Genomic DNA, 18,648 nt, shown 5'->3' on the forward strand with positions numbered 1-18,648 from the left:
CGGTCGGTGTTGGATGAGCCTGGGCTCAGCGAACACGCATGCCGGGTTGGGCGCCTGGGAAAGGTTCCAGCACGAAGATGCCCGGGTTCGCCTTCTCGTCCGCGTGGCTGGCGGCCAGCACCATGCCCTCGGACACGCCGAACTTCATCTTGCGCGGCGCCAGGTTGGCGACCATCACCGTGAGCTTGCCTTCGAGCTGCTCCGGCTGATAAGCGCTGCGGATGCCGCTGAACACGTTGCGCAGACGGCCTTCGCCGACGTCCAGCGTCAGTCGCAGCAGCTTGTCCGAGCCGTCCACCAGTTCGGCCTTCACGATCTTGGCGATGCGCAGGTCGACCTTGGCGAAGTCGTCGATCTTGATCTCGGGCGCGAGTTCCTCGCCGCCGGGGACGACCTTGGGCGGCGCGGGCGGCTCGAACAGCGCTTCCAGCAGCTTCGGGTCGACGCGCTGCATCAGATGCTCATAGCCGCCGATCCTGTGCGCGCCCAGCGCGCGGTCGGCGTCGACAAAGGTCATCGGCGCAACCTGCAGGAAGGCCTCGACCTTGGCGACCAGCGCCGGCAGCACCGGCTTCAGGTAGATCGACAGCAGGCGGAAGGCCTCGATGCAGACGGTGCAGACGTCCTGCAGCACCTGGTCCTTGCCTTCGAGCTTGGCCAGGTCCCAGGGCTTGTTCTGGTCCACGTACTCGTTGACGCGGTCGGCCAGCAGCATGATCTCGCGCAGGGCCTTGCCGAACTCGCGGGTCTCGTACAGCTCGACGATGGTGCCCTTGTGCGCGCGCAGGCCGTCCAGCAGCGCACGGCCCTCGACGCCGACATCGGCCGACAGCTGGCCGCCGAAGCGCTTGGACAGGAAGCCCGCCGCGCGGCTGGCGATGTTGATGTACTTGCCGACCAGGTCCGAGTTGACGCGGGCGACGAAGTCCTCGGGGTTGAAGTCGACGTCCTCGACCTTGCTGTTGAGCTTGGCGGCGAGGTAGTAGCGCAGCCACTCCGGGTTCATGCCCAGCGACAGGTACTTGAGCGGATCCAGGCCGGTGCCGCGGCTCTTGGACATCTTCTCGCCGCCGTTGACGGTGAGGAAGCCGTGCACGAACACGTGGTTGGGCGTCTTGCGGCCGCTGAAGTGCAGCATCGCCGGCCAGAACAGCGTGTGGAAGTAGGTGATGTCCTTGCCGATGAAGTGGACCTGCTCGGTGGACTCGTCCTTCACGAACGCGTCGAAGTCGCGGCCGGTCTTGCCGAAGTAGTTCTTCAGCGAGGCCAGGTAGCCGATGGGCGCGTCCAGCCAGACGTAGAAGTACTTGCCCGGCGCGTCGGGGATCTCGATGCCGAAGTACGGGGCGTCGCGGCTGATGTCCCAGTCGCCCAGGCCGCCGTTGCCGTCCTCGTCCTTGGTGAACCACTCCTTGATCTTGTTGAGCACTTCCGGCTGCAGGCGGCCGGGCGCCTGCGTCCACTGCTCGAGGAACTCGACGCAGCGCGGGTCGGACAGCTTGAAGAAATAGTGCTCGGAGCTCTTCATCACCGGCGTCGCGCCGGTGAGCACGGAGAACGGGTTCTTCAGCTCGGTGGGGGTGTAGACCGCGCCGCAGACCTCGCAGGAGTCGCCGTACTGGTCCTTCGCGCCGCACTTCGGGCACTCGCCCTTGATGAAGCGGTCGGGCAGGAACATGGCCTTCTGCGGATCGAAGAACTGCTCGATGGTCTTCACCGAGATCAGCTCGTTGGCGCGCAGCGAGCGGTAGATCTCCTTGGACAGCTCGTGGTTCTCCGCGCCGTCGGTGGAGTGCCAGTTGTCGAAGCTGATGTGGAAGCCGTCCAGGTACTGCTGGCGGCCCGCGGCGATGTCGGCGACGAACTGCTGCGGGCTCTTCCCGGCCTTCTCGGCCGCGATCATGATGGGCGCGCCGTGCGCGTCGTCGGCGCAGACGAAGTGCACCTCGCTGCCCTGCATCCGCTGGAAGCGCACCCAGATGTCGGCCTGGGTGTACTCCATGATGTGGCCAATGTGGAAATTCGCATTGGCGTACGGGAGGGCGGTGGTGACGAAGAGCTTGCGGGTCATGGCGCTTTTCAGGGCTGCGGGGGCCCCCGGGGGATTCCCGGGGAACCGATCATTTTAGGCGCCGGAAACAGCAGTCACGCGCGCCGCGTAGCGCTGGGCCAGCCAGGAGCACAGGATCAGCTGCAGCTGGTGATAGAACATGATCGGCAGGACGATCACGCCGACCGCCGGATGCGCGCCGAACAGCAGCTTGGCCATGGGCACGCCGGAGGCCAGCGTCTTCTTGGAACCGCAGAACACGGCGGCGATCTCGTCCTCGACGGACAGGCCCATCGCGCGCGACGCCAGGCGGCTCAGCACGATCACCGCGGCCAGGAACAGCGCGGCGCCCAGGGCGGCCTTGACCAGCAGTTCCGCGCCATGGTCGCGCCACAGGCCCGAGGCCACCGAGTCGCTGAACGCCGACAGCACCAGCAGGATGATCACCCAGCGGTCGATCAGCGTGATGCGGGACTTGTAGCGCATGTAGAAGCCCAGCAGCACCGGGCGCAGCAACTGGCCGGCCACCAGGGGGAGCAGCAGCAGCTGGGTCAGCTTCCAGACCGCCTCGCCGAAGGGCAGGGTGGCGCCGCTGGTGCCGGCCATCAGCGCGACCAGCAGCGGCGTCAGCACGATGCCCAGCAGGCTGGAGACGCTGGCGTTGAAGATCGCCGCGGGCACATTGCCCTTGGCCAGCACCGTCATCGCGACGGAGGACGAGATCGTCGACGGCAGCGCGCAGAGGTAGGCGAAACCCAGCGCCAGGTCTTGCGGCAGCCAGCGGCCGAACAGGGCGCTGAAGCCCCACCACAGCAGCGGGAAGAGGGCGTAGGTGCTGAGCTGCACCAGCACGTGGACCTTCCACTTGAGCGCGCCGTCGCGCAGCGCCGCGGCGGACAGGCCCAGCCCGGTCAGGAAGAACACCAGGGCCACGCCCCAGTTGCTGACGACCTCCAGCCGCAGCAGGCCGCCGCTGCGACCCAGGTCCGGCCAGAAACTGGCCAGCGCCACCGCGCCGACCAGCGCCAGCAGAAACCACTCCTTGCGGAGCCAGGACCGGATGCCCATCGTCAACCTTTCGCCGGCGCTGCCGGCATGTCACCCATCGGGAGGAATTGGGAGGAATCGGGGGAGAAAAGCAGGGACTCTATCGGGACCGCGACTTGCCCACCTGTCATTGGCCTTGCCGCGCCTTGATTTCTCCGTCCGGAGAAACGCTGGTCGCCCCGGATGTCGGATTCGTGACGCAGCCTGGTGCATCCGTGACGGCATTCGCACGAGCGGACGGTCCGGCGATCGGCCGATCGGGCTGCGTTTGTAACGAACAACGGCCCTGTCGCACGGCCCAGACACCCTCCGGCATCCCGCCGAAGAGGTAGATGACCTCGTCCGGCGGTTCAAGGAATCGCGCTAAATGCTTGATTTCAAAGACCCCGGAAAGCTATCCACCGAGACTGTGGATAACTGTGTGGGAAACCTGCCGGGGATTGCTCTAAACCCTTGATCGACGGTCCCCCGAGGTTCCGTGCCTCATTTCCGGGCAAGCGAAATCGCGCTATATGAATCAACAGCTTAGCGGCGTCCCGGGAAAACGATCAGCTGCGATGCAGCAGCACGGTTCGCGGGAGCGGTGGAGCGGCTGAATGGGGATAAGTCAAGCCCCGCATCCTCGATTTTTGGGTTGACAACCCTCCGATGACGCCGGAAGAGGCGACCTGACGGTAGCGCTGTCTTCCCTCCGAACGGGCGATCTATCCCCCGCCCCTGTGGACAAGCATGTGTGTCAATGGCCGATGACGCTTGCAAGTGCTTGTCACGAGCGGTATTCCCCTGGTTTGCTCGAAAATGAGGCAGCCCGGGGCCCGTGTGTGACGATGCGCTGACGCGACATGACACGCCCGAGCCGGGGGTGTGACGGCTTTGGGGACCGTGCGGGCTGGGCAGGCCCCTAAAGGGAGGGCCTCGCGCACCGCTAAAATCCGCGACTTTGCAAACGCATTCCTCATTTCTTTCATGACGCAGGCAGTGGCGGGCAATACATCCGGGCGATCGTCCGCCGGCAAGACGCCGGAACTTTTTGAACTGAAGAGCGCCTCGCTGAGCCTGCTCGCCTTCGTCCTGAAGACGGCCGACCCGGCCGCGCTCGACGCGGAGCTCCAGGCCAAGCTGGGCGAAACGCCCGATGCGTTCCACCACGATCCGCTGCTGCTGGACTTGAGCCAGTTGCCGGCGGCCGTGACGGCGGACGTTTCCGCGAACGAGGCGGCAAACACCGCCGTTCGGGCGGAGCAGGGCGCGGAGCCGCTCACGAACGTCGATGGCCAGGGCCAACTGAGTCTGGAAGCCGAGGCCCCCGTCGTCGTCGCTGCTGCGGCCGAGGCGGTCGCCGCCCGCGTGGACATCGCCGCCGTGCTGCCGCTGCTGCGCCGTCACCGGCTGCAGCCGGTGGGCGTGATCGGGGCGAACGCGGCGGAACTCGCGCAGGCGGCCGAGCTGGGCCTGGCCGAGGCGCCCGATCAGCCGGTGCGCGACGTCCGCGAACCCCGCGAACCCCGCGTCGAGAAGGTCGTCCAGCAGGTCATCAAGGAAGTCATCGTCGAGCGTCCGGTGGAAGTGCCGGTGCCGACGGAGGCCAAGACCGTCTACGTCGACAAGCCGCTGCGCTCCGGCCAGCAGGTCTACGCCAAGGGCGCCGACCTGGTGGTGCTGGCGGCGGTGAACCACGGCGCCGAAGTCATCGCCGACGGCAGCATCCACGTCTACGCGCCGCTGCGCGGCAAGGCGATCGCGGGCGCGCGCGGCAACACGGACGCGCGCATCTTCGCGCAGCAGCTGGAGGCCGAGCTGATCGCCATCGCCGGCATCTACCGCACCAGCGAGAACCCGCTGCCGGACAACGTCCGGGGCAAGGCCGCGCAGGTCCGCCTGGACGGCGAGAAGCTGCTGATGGAGCCGCTGGGCGTCTGAGCCCGCGGATTCCTCCCCAACCGAACACTCTGAGAAAAAAGGACCCAGCCCCATGACCAAGATCGTTGTGGTGACTTCCGGCAAGGGCGGTGTGGGCAAGACCACCACCAGCGCCAGCTTTGCCACCGGCCTCGCGATGCGCGGCTACAAGACGGCGGTGATCGACTTCGACGTCGGCCTGCGCAACCTCGACCTGATCATGGGCTGCGAGCGCCGCGTCGTGTACGACCTGATCAACGTCATCAACGACGAGATCAAGCTCAGCCAGGCGCTGATCAAGGACAAGCAGCTGGACAAGCTGTTCATCCTGGCGGCCTCGCAGACGCGCGACAAGGACGCGCTCAAGCAGGAGGGCGTCGAGCGCGTGCTGGACGAGCTCAAGGCGATGGAGTTCGACTTCATCGTCTGCGACTCGCCGGCCGGCATCGAGACCGGCGCGCTGATGGCCATGCACTACGCCGACGAGGCGCTGGTCGTGACCAATCCCGAGGTCTCCTCGGTGCGCGACAGCGACCGCATCCTGGGCATGCTCAACAGCAAGACCAAACGCGCGATCGAAGGCAAGGAGCCCGTCAAGGAGCACCTGCTGATCACGCGCTACAACCCCAACCGGGTCGAAGGCGGGCAGATGCTCTCGCTCGAGGACATCCACGAGATCCTGCGCACGCCGCTGATCGGCGTGATCCCGGAAAGCGAAGTGGTGCTGCAGGCGTCCAACCAGGGCCTGCCGGCGATCCACATGAAGGGAACGGATGTTGCCGAGGCCTACGCCGACGTCATTGCCCGTTTCCTGGGCGAAGACAAGCCGATGCGTTTCGTCGAGGCCGTCAAGCCGGGCTTCTTCAAGCGTCTGTTCAGTCGCTGACACCCAAGGGAGAGACCATGGGATTCATGTCCTTCTTCCTGGGCGAAAAGAAAAGCACCGCCAGCGTCGCCAAGGAGCGCCTGCAGCTGATCCTCGCCCATGAACGCAACGGTCGCGGCGCCAGCCCCGACTACCTGCCGCAACTGCAGCGCGAGCTGCTGGCGGTCATCTCGAAGTACGTCTCCATCAACCCGGACGACATCAAGGTCCACATGGAACGCCAGGACGACCTCGAAGTCCTGGAAGTGAAGATCGAGCTGCCCGAAGGCCGCAAGCTCTGACCCTGTAGTACTGCCACCGCTGCTGGCCCTCACCCCCGCCCTCTCCCGCAAGCGGGAGAGGGAGTGAGAATGCACCGAGCTGTCCCCTGATGGCGCCACCCTTCTTACTCCCTCTCCCGCTTGCGGGAGAGGGCAGGGGTGAGGGCCAGCGGCCTCCCGCAGTCCGCAGATCAAGGATTTGTCGGCGTCTCTCAAGAGCCGTCCGATAGGGACGCCTTTCCGCAGCCGGAGCGAAGGGCTCAGAGCCTGAACACGGCGACGGCCTGATTCAGTTGCGCGGCCTGGTGCTTCAGGCTCTCGGCTGCCGCGGCGGCTTCTTCGACGAGCGCGGCGTTCTGCTGCGTCACCTGATCCAGCTGCGTGATGGCGTCGCCGACCTGGCCGATGCCTTGGCTCTGTTCGACGCTGGCGTGGCTGATCTCCGCGATCAGGTCGGAGACCCGCTTCACCTGCTCGACGATCTGGCCCATGGTCTCGCCGGCCGAGCCCGCGATGCGCGTGCCGGCTTCCACCTTGGTGCCGCTGTCGACGATCAGCGTCTTGATCTCCTTGGCCGCCGCCGCGCTGCGCTGTGCCAGCGCGCGCACCTCGCTGGCGACGACCGCGAAGCCGCGTCCCTGTTCGCCGGCGCGCGCCGCCTCGACGGCCGCGTTCAAGGCCAGGATGTTGGTCTGGAAAGCGATGCCGTCGATCGTGCCGATGATGTCGGTGATGCGGCGCGAGCTCTCGTCGATCTGACGCATCACCGCGACCACCTGCTGCACCGCCTCGCCGCCTTCGGCAGCGACGGTGGACGCCGTCTGCGCCAGTTGCGTCGCCGTGCGCGCGGTCTCGGCGTTCTGCTTCACCGTCGCGGTGAGCTCCTCCATCGACGCCGCCGTCTCTTCGAGGTTCGAGGCCTGCTCCTCCGTCCGCTGCGACAGGTCGGCATTGCCGCTGGCGATCTCGCCGGTGCCCGTCGCGATCGAGTCGCTGCTCATGCGCACCTGACCGACGATGCGCGTGAGACTCTCGTTCATCCGTTGCAGCGCGCCCAGCAGCTGTCCCGTCTCGTCGCGGCTCTCGACGCGGATCTCCGACCGCAGATCGCCGGCGGCCACGGCCTCCGCGACCTTCACCGCCTGCGCCATCGGCGTCACGATCGCGCGGCTCAGCAGCCATGCGGTGAACAGCCCGACGGCGGCGATGACGAGCGCGCCGAATCCCGCCTGCCAGCGCAATGCCGCGCGCGCGTCGGCCGCGGCCTGTCGCGCCTGCTGCGCGTGGGCTTCCTGCATCGCGACGAACTGCCCGATCGCCTCCAGGTAGACCTTCACCGACGGCACGTACTCGTTCTGCACGATGCGGCTGGTGGCGCTCCAGTCGCCGGTCGCGCCGGACTCGCGCGCCTTCTTGCTGGCCGCGAGCAGCGTCTGCCCCAGTCCGACGATCTCCTTGAGCTTGGCCTGGTCCTCCGGCCGCGTGGCCTCGGCGGCGATCTGCTCGCGCAGCTTGGCGACCTCCGGCGCATCGTTGGCGATGTTGGCCTTGAAGAGTTCGCCGACCGCCGGGTCCGAGCTGATCGCGCTCGCCATGCTGCGCGCCACCGCCGTCTGCGTCATGCCCTGCCACTGCACGGACTTGCGGATGATGTCCTGCGCGGCCTCGATCGCCGCGCTGGATTCGCCGGTGATGCGATCGCCGCGCCACAGCGTGAACATGCCGACCACGAGCATCGACACGAGCAGCAGCACGATCGCGCCGTTGAGCTTGCTGGTGAGGGGAAGGTCGTTGAGCCGCATCGTCGTCTCCTGGGGGTTCTGGTTTTTCGATGTGAGCACCTGGACGCACCGAATCTGAGCACCGCCGCGTGACGCTGCCAAGAGAGCTTGTGCCCGCCGCGGTCCCGTGTAATCCCCTATGCCGGAAACGCCGCCGCGTCACTAGGGTGACGCGAGGCGCCCGGGGCGGTCGATAGACTGACTCGAACAGCCGAAATCAAGGCGCCCGTGCGCCGTCGGATCGCGTTCCACGCGAGCCGATGGCCGAGAGGCTCCGGCCACAATATCCAGGAGACGACATGGCACTGATGGGCCAGATGATGTCGATGCCCTTGCTGATCTCATCGTTGATCCAGCATGCGGCGCGCCATTCCGGGGATACCGAGATCGTCAGCAAGCGGGTCGAGGGCGACCTGCACCGCACCACCTGGGGCGCGGTCGAGCTCCGCGCCCGGCAGCTCGCGCAGGCCTTCGCGCGGCTCGGGCTGAAGCCCGGCGAGCGCGTCGGCACGCTGGCCTGGAACGGCCACCGCCACCTGGAGATCTACTACGGCACCTCGGGCTCCGCCCTGGTCTGCCACACGATCAATCCGCGCCTGTTCCCCGAGCAGATCGCGTGGATCGCCGGCGACGCCGACGACCGCGCGCTGTGCTTCGACCTGACCTTCCTGCCGCTGGTCGAGAAGCTCGCGCCGCAGCTCGGCCACGTGCGCCACTTCATCCTGATGACGGACCGCGCCCACATGCCGGCCGAGTCCTCGATCCCGAACCTGCGCTGCTACGAGGAACTGATCGCCGCCGAGGACGGTCACTACGTCTGGCCCGAGTTCGACGAGAACACCGCCTCCAGCATCTGCTACACCAGCGGCACGACCGGCCATCCGAAGGGCGCCGTGTACAGCCACCGCAGCTCGGTGCTGCATGCCTATGGCGCGGCGCTGCCGGACGCGATGGCGTCCTCGCGCCGCGACGTGATCCTGCCGGTGGTGCCGATGTTCCACGTCAACGCGTGGGGACTGCCCTACAGCACCGCGCTGGTCGGCTGCAAGCTGGTGCTGCCCGGGCCGCACCTGGACGGCAAGTCGCTCTACGAGCTGTTCGAGACCGAGAAGGTCACCTTCAGCGCGGGCGTGCCCACCGTGTGGCTGGGACTGCTGAACTACGTCGGCGCGAACGGGCTGAAGTTCTCGACCTTCAAGCGCACGGTGATCGGCGGCTCGGCCTGCCCGCCGGCGATGCTGCGCACGCTGATGGACGACTACGGCGTGGACGTGATCCACGCCTGGGGCATGACGGAGATGTCGCCGCTGGGCACGCTGTCGCGGCTGAGCAGCCGCCAGCTGGAGCTGCCCAAGCAGCAGCAGCGTCACCTGCTGGAGAAGCAGGGCAAGGCGATCTACGGCGTGGACATGGCCGTCGTCGACGACGGCGGCCAGGCGCTGCCGTGGGACGGCAAGAGCTCGGGCAACCTGGTCGTGCGCGGCCCGTGGGTGATCGACAGCTACTTCGGCCATGAGGGCTCGCCGCTGATCCGCGTCACCGGGGAGGACGGCCGCGACGCGGGCCTGTGGTTCCCGACCGGCGACGTCGCCGCGATCGACGCCGACGGCTTCATGCAGATCACCGATCGCAGCAAGGACGTGATCAAGTCCGGCGGCGAATGGATCAGCTCCATCGACGTCGAGAACATCGCCATGGCGCATCCCGCCGTGCACGAGGCCGCCGTCATCGCCGTCGCGCATCCGAAGTGGGACGAACGTCCGCTGCTCGTCGTCGTGCGCAAGCCCACCGACGCCGGCGCCGCGCTGACGCGCGAGGCGGTGATCGCCTTCTACGAGGGCAAGATCGCCAAGTGGCAGGTGCCCGACGACGTCGTGTTCGTCGACGAGATCCCGCACACCGCCACCGGCAAGATGCTCAAGCTCAAGCTGCGCGAGCAGTTCAAGGGCCACAAGCTGCCGGGCTGCTGAGCCCGCCGGTCCCGCGTCATCCGCAGGAGGTTCACCGCCGCCCCTCTCTTTGCAGTTCACCGCAGTCACCTGCGGTCCGTCGTACCCGCCGCTTCACGCCCTTGCACACACACAAAGCACATCAGGAGACAAGCATGAGCAAGCACAGCACGCGTTCGATTTCCTCGCCGGTCCGTCCCGTGGCGCGCGCCATCGCGGTGGCCGCCTTTGCCGTCACGGCAGCCACAGGCGCCTACGCGCAGAAGGGCGAGACGGTGAAGATCGCCTGGATCGATCCGCTGTCGGGCCTGATGGCGCCGGTGGGTCAGAACCAGGTCAAGTCCTTCCAGTTCTTCGCCGAGAAGTTCAACGCCACCAACCCGGCCGGCGTGAAGTTCGAGATCATCCCGATCGACAACAAGCTCAGCCCCGCCGAGTCGCTCAACGCGCTGAAGTCGGCCATCGACCAGGGCGTGCGCTACGTGACGCAGGGCAACGGCTCGGGCGCGGCGCTGGCGATCATCGACGCCGTCAACAAGCACAACGAGCGCAATCCCGGCAAGGAGGTCGTGTACCTCAACCACTCGGCCGTGGACCCGGACCTGACCAACAGCAAGTGCAGCTACTGGCACTTCCGCTTCGACGCCGACACCTCGATGAAGATGGAGGCGATCACCACCTTCCTGAAGGACCAGCCCGACGTCAAGAAGGTCTACCTGCTCAACCAGAACTACGCGCACGGCCACCAGGTCGCGAAGTACGCCAAGGAAGGGCTGGCCAAGAAGCGGCCGGACGTCCAGATCGTCGGCGAGGACCTGCACCCGCTGGCCCAGGTGCGCGACTTCGCGCCCTATGTGGCCAAGATCAAGGCCAGCGGCGCGGACACGGTGATCACCGGCAATTGGGGCTCGGACCTGGCGCTGCTGGTGAAGGCCGCGTCGGAGGCCGGCTACAACGGCAAGTTCTACACCTACTACGCCGGCGTCACCGGCACGCCGACGGCCATGGGCGCGGCCGGAGCGGGACGCGTCTACCAGGCGGCCTACAACTACAACAACATGGGCGGCCAGATGGACACCTGGGCCAACGAGTTCAAGGCCAAGTTCAACGACGACTTCTACACCGGCAGCGTCATCCACATCTACTCGGCGCTGGGCGCGGCGATGGCCAAGGCCAAGAGCACCGACCCGGTGAAGGTCGCCGCGGCGCTGGAAGGGCTGAAGTTCAAGTCCTTCAACGGCGATGTCGAGATCCGCAAGGGCGACCACCAGCTGCAGCAGCCGATCTACATCTCGCGCTGGGAGAAGGTCGACGCCAAGCATCCGTACAACGTCGAGAACACCGGCTTCAACTTCGCGCCGGTGAAGACCTACGACGCGTACGTGTCGAGCACGCCGACGTCCTGCCAGATGAAGCGTCCCAGCTGACGCGCATCCGCACACCGCGAGCCGGACGGCTCGCGGTGGTGTCGCGTGATGCGACGCGATTGAGAGGATGAACTCTTGGAACAGATCCTGATCAACCTGCTGAACGGCCTGTCCTCCGGACTGCTGCTGTTCATGCTCAGCTCCGGCCTGACGCTGATCTTCAGCATGATGGGCGTGCTGAACTTCGCGCATGCGAGCTTCTACATGCTGGGCGCGTACGTCGCGTACTCCATCGCCGGGTGGATCGGGTTCTGGCCCGCGTTGTTCCTCGCGCCGCTGGTGGTGGGCGGCCTCGGGGCCGTGTTCGAGCGGGGCGCGCTGCGGCGCGTCCACAAGTTCGGCCACGTCCCGGAGCTGCTGATCACCTTCGGCCTGTCGTATGTGGTGCTGGAGCTGGTCCAGCTGGTGTGGGGCCGCACGGCGGTCCCGTTCCCGCCGCCGCCCTCGCTGCAGGGCGCGGCCTTCACGCTGATCCACGCGCCGGGCGAGGCGCTGCGGTTGGCCTGGGGCGACGCGCCGGCCGCCGTCTGCGCCGCGGCCAGCTGCTCCAAGTTCCCGCTGACCCGCGCCTTCATGATGCTGGTCGCGCTGTTCATGCTGCTGTCGCTGTGGCTGCTGCTCACGCGCACCCGCATCGGCCTGGTCATCCAGGCCGCGCTCACGCATCCGGAGATGGTCGAGTCGCTCGGCCACAACGTGCCGCGCGTGTTCATGCTGGTGTTCGGCAGCGGCTGCGCGCTCGCGGCGCTGGCCGGCGTCATCGGCGGCGTCACCTTCGTCACCGAGCCGTCGATGGCGGTGCTGGTCGGCTCCATCATCTTCGTGGTGGTGGTCATCGGCGGCATCGGCTCGCTCGCCGGCGCCTTCGTCGCCTCCCTCGTCATCGGGCTGCTGCAGACCCTGCCGCTGACCATCGACGTCTCCCTGGCCCAGGTCTTCAGCCTCGGCCCCGACAGCTTCGGCTATCCGCTGCTCAAGCTCACCCTGGCGCAGGTCGCGCCCATCCTGCCCTACCTGCTGATGGTGCTCATCCTGATCTTCCGGCCCAAGGGCCTGCTCGGCACGCGGGAGGGCTGACCGATGTCCGTCGTCATGTCTTCCTCCGCCACGCCCGGCACGTCCGGCGCTCCCGCCGGTTCAACGCCGGGCTCGCCCTCCGCCGGTCCGGCCCACGGCGGAACCCGTCGCGTCCACGTGCGCGCCAGGCGCGGCGAGACCTACCACTTCAAGCCCCACAACGTCGGCCGCTGGCTGATCTGGAGCTTCTACGCGCTGGCGCTGATCGTGGCGCCGCTGATGTGGACCAGCGGCCTGGCGCAGACCATGCTGTCGCAGATGGGCATCGCCATCATCGCGTGCCTGTCCTACAACCTGCTGCTGGGGCAGGGCGGCATGCTGAGCTTCGGCCACGCCGTCTATACCGGCCTGGGCGCCTACCTGGCGATCCACACGCTCAACGTCGTGGGCGCGGGGCAGCTGGCGCTGCCGGTCGGGCTGGTGCCCCTCGTCGGCGGTCTCGCGGGCCTGTTCTTCGCCGCGCTGTTCGGCTACGTATCGACGAAGAAGTCCGGCACGCCCTTCGCGATGATCACGCTGGGGCTGGGGGAACTGATCTGGTCGATGTCGCTGATGCTGCCGGAGTTCTTCGGCGGCGAGGGCGGCGTCTCCTCCAACCGCGTCGTCGGCAAGGCGGTCTGGGGCATCACCTTCGGGCCGCAGATCCAGGTGTACTACCTGATCGCGATCTACGCCTTCGTCTGCACGGCGCTGCTGTTCGCGTTCACGCGCACGCCGCTGGGCCGCATGCTCAACGCGGTGCGCGACAACCCCGAGCGCGTCGAGTTCATCGGCTACGACACGCAGTGGGTGCGCTTCCTCGCCTTCCTCATCGCAGGCTTCTTCGCCGGCGTGTCGGGCGGGCTGTCGGCGCTGAACACCGAGATCGTCAACGCCGAGGTGGTCGGCGCGGCGAAGTCGGGCGCCTACCTGCTGTTCACCTTCCTCGGCGGCGCGACCTTCTTCTTCGGGCCCATCATCGGCGCGGTGCTGATGGTCGTGGCCACCGTGCTGCTGTCGGAGCTCACCAAGGCCTGGCTGCTCTACCTCGGCCTGATCTTCCTGTTCATGGTGATGTATGCGCCGGGCGGCATCGCCTCGCTGATCATGATGAACCTGCGGCTGGCGGCCTTCGGCAAGCTGCGCTCGCTGTGGCCGTCGTACCTCGGCCTGGCCGGCGCGGCGCTGACCATGCTGGTCGGCGGCTCGGCGATGGTGGAGATGCTCTACCACCTGCAGCTCAACGAGGCGCTCGGCCCGAAGATGAGCTACCTGGGCGTGGCGCTCGATGCGAAGAGCGTGGAGTCCTGGTTCGGCGCCGGCTTCGTGCTGCTCACCGGGCTGGGCCTGTTCGAGCTGGTGCGCCGCGAGTTCCGCGCCGAGTGGGACCGGGCCCAGGAAGAGATCGAGAAAGAGATCAAGCGGAGGGAGAGCCTGTGAGCGCACCGTACGCACTGGAACTGAAGTCCGTCCGCAAGAGCTTCGGCAAGAGCGAGATCATCCGCGGCGCGGAGTTGGCGGTGAAGCCCGGCGAGCGCGTCGCGATCATCGGTCCGAACGGCGCCGGCAAGTCCACGCTGTTCAACCTCATCAGCGGCCGCTTCGCGCCCACCAGCGGCGAGATCCGGCTCTTCGGCGAGCGCATCGACCAGTTGTCGCCCTACCAGATCAACCGCCGCGGGCTGTCGCGCAGCTTCCAGGTCTCCAACCTGTTCACGCGGCTGTCGGTGTTCGAGAACATCCGCTGCGCGCTGCTCTGGTCCATGGGCCACAAGTACGCGTTCTGGAAGTTCCTCGCCGGCATGGACGACGTCAACGACCGCGTCGAGGAACTGCTGGAGATGCTGCACCTCGACAAGAAGCGCGACGTGCCGGCGGTCAACCTCACCTACGCCGAGGCGCGCGTGCTGGAGATCGGCATCACCATCGCCGGCGGCGCACAGGTGATCCTGCTGGACGAGCCGACGGCGGGCATGAGCAAGAGCGAGACCAAGCGCTTCATCCAGCTGATCCGCCAGGTCACCGAAGGCCGCACCCTGCTGACGGTGGAGCACGACATGGGCGTGGTCTTCGGCCTGGCCGACAAGATCGCGGTGCTGGTCTACGGCGAGGTGATCGCCTTCGACACGCCCGACGCGGTGCGCGCGAACCCGCGCGTGCAGGAGGCCTACCTCGGCTCGGTGCTGGCCGAATCGCAGTCCGCGGGAGCGCACGCATGACCGTCGCGATGAACGACTCCAACATCGGCGCGATGCGCGCCGCGTCGTCGGGGGCCGCTGCCGTCGCGGGCACGCGCGCGCTGCAGCTCGACAACGTCCATGCCTTCTACGGCAAGAGCCACGTGCTGCACGGCGTGACGATGGAGGTCCGTCCGGGCGAGATCGTCAGCCTGCTGGGCCGCAACGGCTCGGGGCGTTCGACGACGGTGAAGACCATCATGGGGCAGGTCGACGGGACCGGTTCGATCGCCTGGGGCGGCGAGGCGCTGCTGGGTCGCAAGGCTTACGAGATCGCGCACCGCGGCATCGGCTACGTGCCGGAGAACCGGGACATCTTCCCCAAGCTCACCGTGCACCAGAACCTGATGCTCGGAGAGAAGGGCGGTCGCAAGGGCGCCAAGCCGCGCTGGGCCTTCGACGACATGTACGCGATGTTCCCGCGCCTGAAGGAGCGCCAGCACACCGAGGCCGGCGTGCTGTCCGGCGGCGAGCAGCAGATGCTGACGCTGTGCCGCACCTTGATGGGCGACCCCGACTTGATCATGATCGACGAGCCGACCGAGGGCCTGGCGCCCAAGATCGTCGAGCTGGTCGCGGAGTACCTCAAGGAGCTCAAGCGGCGCGGCGTGTCGGTGCTGCTGGTCGAGCAGAAGCTGGCGATCGCGCTGGAGATCTCCGAGCGCTGCTACGTGATGGGCCACGGGCGCATCGTGTTCGAAGGCACGCCCGCGGACCTGCGCGCGAACGCCTATGTGCGCAAGGAGTGGCTGGAGGTCTGAGCCGCTTCGGCCAGATGGAGGCAAACGGTCCGGAGCTCGCCTCCCGGTCGTGCGGCGAGTGCCAGGACGAGGCGGCCACAGCGCTCGGGGTCGCCGCGCAGGCCGACATGCGTGGCGAAGTCCGGAATCAACGCGGGGCTCACCTCGGCGTGGCTGTCGAGGCGCAGGTCCCAGTAGCGCGCGTGCACGACTGCCACGGCGTCATGGAATGCCGCCATGTCCAGCGGCCTGGCCTGACCCAGGTCGGCCAGGAATTCGCGCGATGCCAGACCGAGCCCGGCGAGCAGGGTGCGAGGCGGCAACGAGAATTCACGGGCGTCCTGGTTGAGGCCGTCTCCCTGCAGACGAAGGGTGTCGTCGGAGCGGTCCTTGACGACCTGGCGCAGCGCGCGTCCGCCGCTCGCCCGGGCCTGGGCCTCCCGGTCCGAGGGCGCCTGCGTCTCCCATCGGGCCAGCCGCGCCAGCGCCTGGGTCCACGAGACCGTGGTGTCGCCGCGAGCGGCATACAGGGCCTCCATGCAGGCGATGGTCAGGTCCGTCAGGGAGGCCTGCATGGAGAAATCGGGGGCGGGCGCGTCCGATGGACGCCGTCCGTGCTCCCGCAGTGCCAGGGCTTGCCCCCGCTGGCGAGCGTTCAGCAGGCACAGGGGCACCTCGCCGATCATCGCTGCCCGCTCGTCGTCGCCGGGAGCTTGCAACCTGGCCGGCGAAAACGCCAGCCGGGCGCGGCTGCAGTCCCAGGCCTCGTCGGCTTGCGCGACGCGATCCAGGTAGCGCTCGACCGACGGCGAGAAGCGCAGTGCTTCACCGCGCTCGAGTCGCTCCATCTGGTCCATCTCGTCCGCGGGCAGCGACCAGGGAGATGTCGCCGGAGCGTCGACCTGGAACGCGCGGGGATCGAGACGGGTCTCGGTGTCCCCTCCAGAGAGGCCGGAACGGTCGTTGGGGTAGGGGTGGGGCATCGTGGGGTTCCATCTGAACAGTGTGGGGGGCTCAGTCCCGGGTCGACCGGACCGGTTCGTCCGGCGAGCGGGCATGCCCACGGACCTGCGGCCGAACGCCCGCGTGTGCAAGGACTGGCCGGAGGTGTGAGACCTCAAGCGCGGCCGGACATCGGGTACGCCTTGCGCAACGGGTCTAGCCATTCCTTCATGAGCGCCAGCTGATGCTGCGCCTGCCTGTCGGGCATCTCAGCCTGGAGCCGGGCATAGCGCTCTTGATCCTCGGGCATTGCATGGGCACTTTCCGCGCGCTCGCCCGCCTCGAGGAAGGCGGCTTCCCATGCCAATCTGGCCTTCCGATAGGCGGGATCCTCGCGCAGGCGGTCGGCCACACGCGCGATCGGCCCACTGGCGGCCGACAGCAGTTCGCGCACCTCCGGGAAGCCGGCGCGGACCTGCTCGCCGAGGATCCTGTCGACGGCCTTGTGCATTTCCGGCGGCCAGTCACTGGAAGCGGGACCGGCGTTGGGGCGGAACCAGGACACAGCGTTCATGCCGGCGATCTTCCGGTACCAGGGGCGCGGCGTGTGCTGGAAGCGCTTGCGGGCAAGCGCCGCGAGGCGGAAGTCGACGAGCGCCCGCAGCGCCTGCCCGCGCTCGATGTTTTCCGCTCTGTCGTCCGTCAGGGCGACGTGACGATCGACGGCCTGGAACAGGGCCATGCGAACCAGCGCGCCGGCGGGTTCCTGCGCAGCGATGTCAGGGAAGAGGTACAGGTCGAACTGATTGAGGAGCAGCATCTTCGCGTCGACGCAGGGGGCGGCGACGGCCAGGTCTGCCTGCAGCTCATCCAGCAGCTCCGGGGCCGCCGTGAGGGCGCGGATCAACCGTTGCACCTGAGTCGCGCACTGCTGGCGCCGCGCTGTGTCTTGCGGCAGTTGACCGAGCGCGGTCAGGCTGATATCGAGCGAGGTCAGGAACCGCGAGAACTCCGCGGCCCCCGGACGATCGCACACGCGACGCCACCACTGTTCGCCCAGCGTGCTTCCCTTCGGCAGGAATCGGCGCAGGCAGACGGGGTAGCCGAGCGCGCGCACCCGGGACAGGACCCGCCCTCGACGCGACCAATCCGGCATCGCCGTGTCGAACTCTTCAAGCATCAGCCGGGGCGTGAAGATATCCTCGAGCGTGGCCGGTGCCTGCGCGACAAGCGCCTTCGTCAACGTCACCGCGTTGCTTCGATCACCGCCGTCGCCTGTCAGGTGGACCGTGCGAACGGTGGCGGGTATCCAGGTCGAGGGTGACGGCTCGTCCGACGTCGCCATCATCGTCAGACTGCGGACCTTCAGGAACTCCGCCGAGCTGCGGAAGGCCTTGCCATCGACGGGGCGGGCATCGCCGAGGTCCATCACGAGGTTGTTGCCTACGAATTTCAGGTGCTTCAGCAACGACGGCGGAGGGAGCGCCACATCGCGTGACGGGGGGGCATGGGACTTGCCGATCTCGATATCGTGCAGCGTCTGACGATCGGTGTAAGGGGCGGTCAGGTCGATCGCCTCGCGCACGGCATCGGCACCCCGGGCCCGCGCGCTCGATTGCCCGGGCGGGCCCGGTTCGGATTCCCACCGGGCCAGGCCTGCCAGCGCCACCGCCAGGAATGCCGGGAGATCCATGGCAGCCTGCAGCCGAGGCTTCAGCAGGGTGAATGCCCGCCGCACGTCCAAGTTCCGGGGGAGGTGGTCCAACGTTCCGGCGCCGTATGCGCGCAGGTCGCTCACGCTCTGGCGGTCCTTGGTGCAGAGCAGACCCAGCGGGACCTCGTGCAGCATCTCGATGTCCGCTGCTGTCAGTGCTCGGTCGAGCCGATTGCCCGCTTTGGCGTGTCCGATGGTGGTCAGCCGTTGCCACAGGTGCTTCATCCTCGAGGAGGCGCTCTCGCCTCGTTCGATCCGGTCGAGCTTCGCCAGCTCATCGGGGGGGAGCGGTCCCGGATAGATCCGATAGGGGTCGGCCGGATAGTCCTGGGCCGGGGTTCTGTCGAAGTCGACGTCGTCGCTCGTCGCGGCGGTGCCCGGCTGATGGGCGTGGATGGGAAACGTCATGAGTCGGGGTCTCCAGCGTGGCCGTTGTCGGACCGGTCAGTCGGCGTGCGAGACGAACATGGCATCGTCTTTCGCGAATTGAGCATTGACGGCGGACCACGGCCGCATCGTGTTCGAAGGCGCGCCCGCAGACCTTCGCGCGAACGCCTACGTGCGCAAGGAGTGGCTGGAGGTCCGAGCGCCTGCCTCGACGAGCGATTCGATCTCGTCGAGGTCAGGTGCGAAGTGAGCGGCCCAAGGTCATAGTCTTCG

At 67.5% G+C, this 18,648-nt stretch carries 14 protein-coding genes; 9 read left to right on the forward strand and 5 right to left on the reverse strand.

The features are described from left to right. Nucleotides 1–25: 25 nt before the first annotated feature. Both metG and ACQZ13_RS08935 read right to left on the reverse strand, forming a co-directional pair. Nucleotides 26–2,071 carry a methionine--tRNA ligase gene (metG, locus tag ACQZ13_RS08930; RefSeq protein ID WP_431051148.1) on the reverse strand — a complete coding sequence of 682 codons (2,046 nt, stop codon included), beginning with the start codon at nt 2,069–2,071 and terminating at the stop codon, nt 26–28. A 54-nt stretch (nt 2,072–2,125) separates the two neighbouring features. Further along, on the reverse strand, nt 2,126–3,118 hold the full coding sequence (locus ACQZ13_RS08935) for a bile acid:sodium symporter family protein (protein ID WP_431051150.1): 993 nt from the start codon (nt 3,116–3,118) through the stop codon (nt 2,126–2,128). A gap of 945 nt (nt 3,119–4,063) precedes the next feature. Here ACQZ13_RS08935 and minC point away from each other — a divergent pair. From minC to minE, 3 genes are read left to right on the forward strand one after another with little or no spacing between them, the layout of a single operon-like run. Next, on the forward strand, nt 4,064–5,017 hold the full coding sequence (gene minC / locus ACQZ13_RS08940; protein ID WP_431051152.1) for a septum site-determining protein MinC: 954 nt from the start codon (nt 4,064–4,066) through the stop codon (nt 5,015–5,017). Between the two features lie 52 nt (nt 5,018–5,069). Further along, nucleotides 5,070–5,882 carry a septum site-determining protein MinD gene (gene minD / locus ACQZ13_RS08945; RefSeq protein ID WP_088403458.1) on the forward strand — a complete coding sequence of 271 codons (813 nt, stop codon included), beginning with the start codon at nt 5,070–5,072 and terminating at the stop codon, nt 5,880–5,882. Between the two features lie 17 nt (nt 5,883–5,899). Further along, nucleotides 5,900–6,163 carry a cell division topological specificity factor MinE gene (gene minE, locus ACQZ13_RS08950; protein ID WP_088403459.1) on the forward strand — a complete coding sequence of 88 codons (264 nt, stop codon included), beginning with the start codon at nt 5,900–5,902 and terminating at the stop codon, nt 6,161–6,163. A 239-nt stretch (nt 6,164–6,402) separates the two neighbouring features. Here minE and ACQZ13_RS08955 read toward each other — a convergent pair whose 3' ends face one another. Continuing rightward, nucleotides 6,403–7,944, reverse strand: coding sequence for a methyl-accepting chemotaxis protein (locus ACQZ13_RS08955; RefSeq protein WP_431051155.1), 1,542 nt, complete (start codon nt 7,942–7,944; stop codon nt 6,403–6,405). Nucleotides 7,945–8,222: 278 nt separating this feature from the next. Between ACQZ13_RS08955 and ACQZ13_RS08960 the strand changes: the two genes are divergently transcribed. From ACQZ13_RS08960 to ACQZ13_RS08985, 6 genes are all read left to right on the forward strand, one after another. Beyond that, nucleotides 8,223–9,893 carry a 3-(methylthio)propionyl-CoA ligase gene (locus tag ACQZ13_RS08960; RefSeq protein ID WP_431051157.1) on the forward strand — a complete coding sequence of 557 codons (1,671 nt, stop codon included), beginning with the start codon at nt 8,223–8,225 and terminating at the stop codon, nt 9,891–9,893. 134 nt (nt 9,894–10,027) lie between these two features. Then, nucleotides 10,028–11,299 (forward strand): branched-chain amino acid ABC transporter substrate-binding protein, encoded by a 1,272-nt coding sequence (locus ACQZ13_RS08965; protein WP_431051159.1) that lies wholly within the window; start codon nt 10,028–10,030, stop codon nt 11,297–11,299. A gap of 132 nt (nt 11,300–11,431) precedes the next feature. After that, complete coding sequence (locus tag ACQZ13_RS08970; RefSeq protein WP_431053170.1) at nt 11,432–12,376, forward strand: branched-chain amino acid ABC transporter permease; 945 nt, start codon at nt 11,432–11,434, stop codon at nt 12,374–12,376. 15 nt (nt 12,377–12,391) lie between these two features. Next, a complete protein-coding gene (locus ACQZ13_RS08975) occupies nt 12,392–13,795 on the forward strand; it encodes a branched-chain amino acid ABC transporter permease (protein ID WP_431051161.1) in 1,404 nt (467 codons plus the stop codon). Then, complete coding sequence (locus ACQZ13_RS08980; protein WP_431051163.1) at nt 13,792–14,574, forward strand: ABC transporter ATP-binding protein; 783 nt, start codon at nt 13,792–13,794, stop codon at nt 14,572–14,574. The genes ACQZ13_RS08975 and ACQZ13_RS08980 overlap by 4 nt, the downstream gene beginning before the upstream one ends. A gap of 32 nt (nt 14,575–14,606) precedes the next feature. Next, on the forward strand, nt 14,607–15,353 hold the full coding sequence (locus ACQZ13_RS08985; protein ID WP_431053172.1) for an ABC transporter ATP-binding protein: 747 nt from the start codon (nt 14,607–14,609) through the stop codon (nt 15,351–15,353). On the opposite strand, the gene ACQZ13_RS08990 is transcribed toward ACQZ13_RS08985, so the two are convergent. Both ACQZ13_RS08990 and ACQZ13_RS08995 read right to left on the reverse strand, forming a co-directional pair. Beyond that, nucleotides 15,323–16,315, reverse strand: a complete 993-nt coding sequence (locus ACQZ13_RS08990; RefSeq protein WP_431051165.1) for a hypothetical protein — start codon at nt 16,313–16,315, stop codon at nt 15,323–15,325. The two genes, ACQZ13_RS08985 and ACQZ13_RS08990, sit on opposite strands and share 31 nt — an antisense overlap. A 134-nt stretch (nt 16,316–16,449) precedes the next feature. Then, complete coding sequence (locus tag ACQZ13_RS08995) at nt 16,450–18,396, reverse strand: hypothetical protein (protein ID WP_431051167.1); 1,947 nt, start codon at nt 18,394–18,396, stop codon at nt 16,450–16,452. Nucleotides 18,397–18,648: the final 252 nt, after the last annotated feature.

Source organism: Roseateles sp. L2-2 (genome assembly GCF_050613215.1).
Lineage (GTDB): Bacteria > Pseudomonadota > Gammaproteobacteria > Burkholderiales > Burkholderiaceae_C > Roseateles > Roseateles noduli.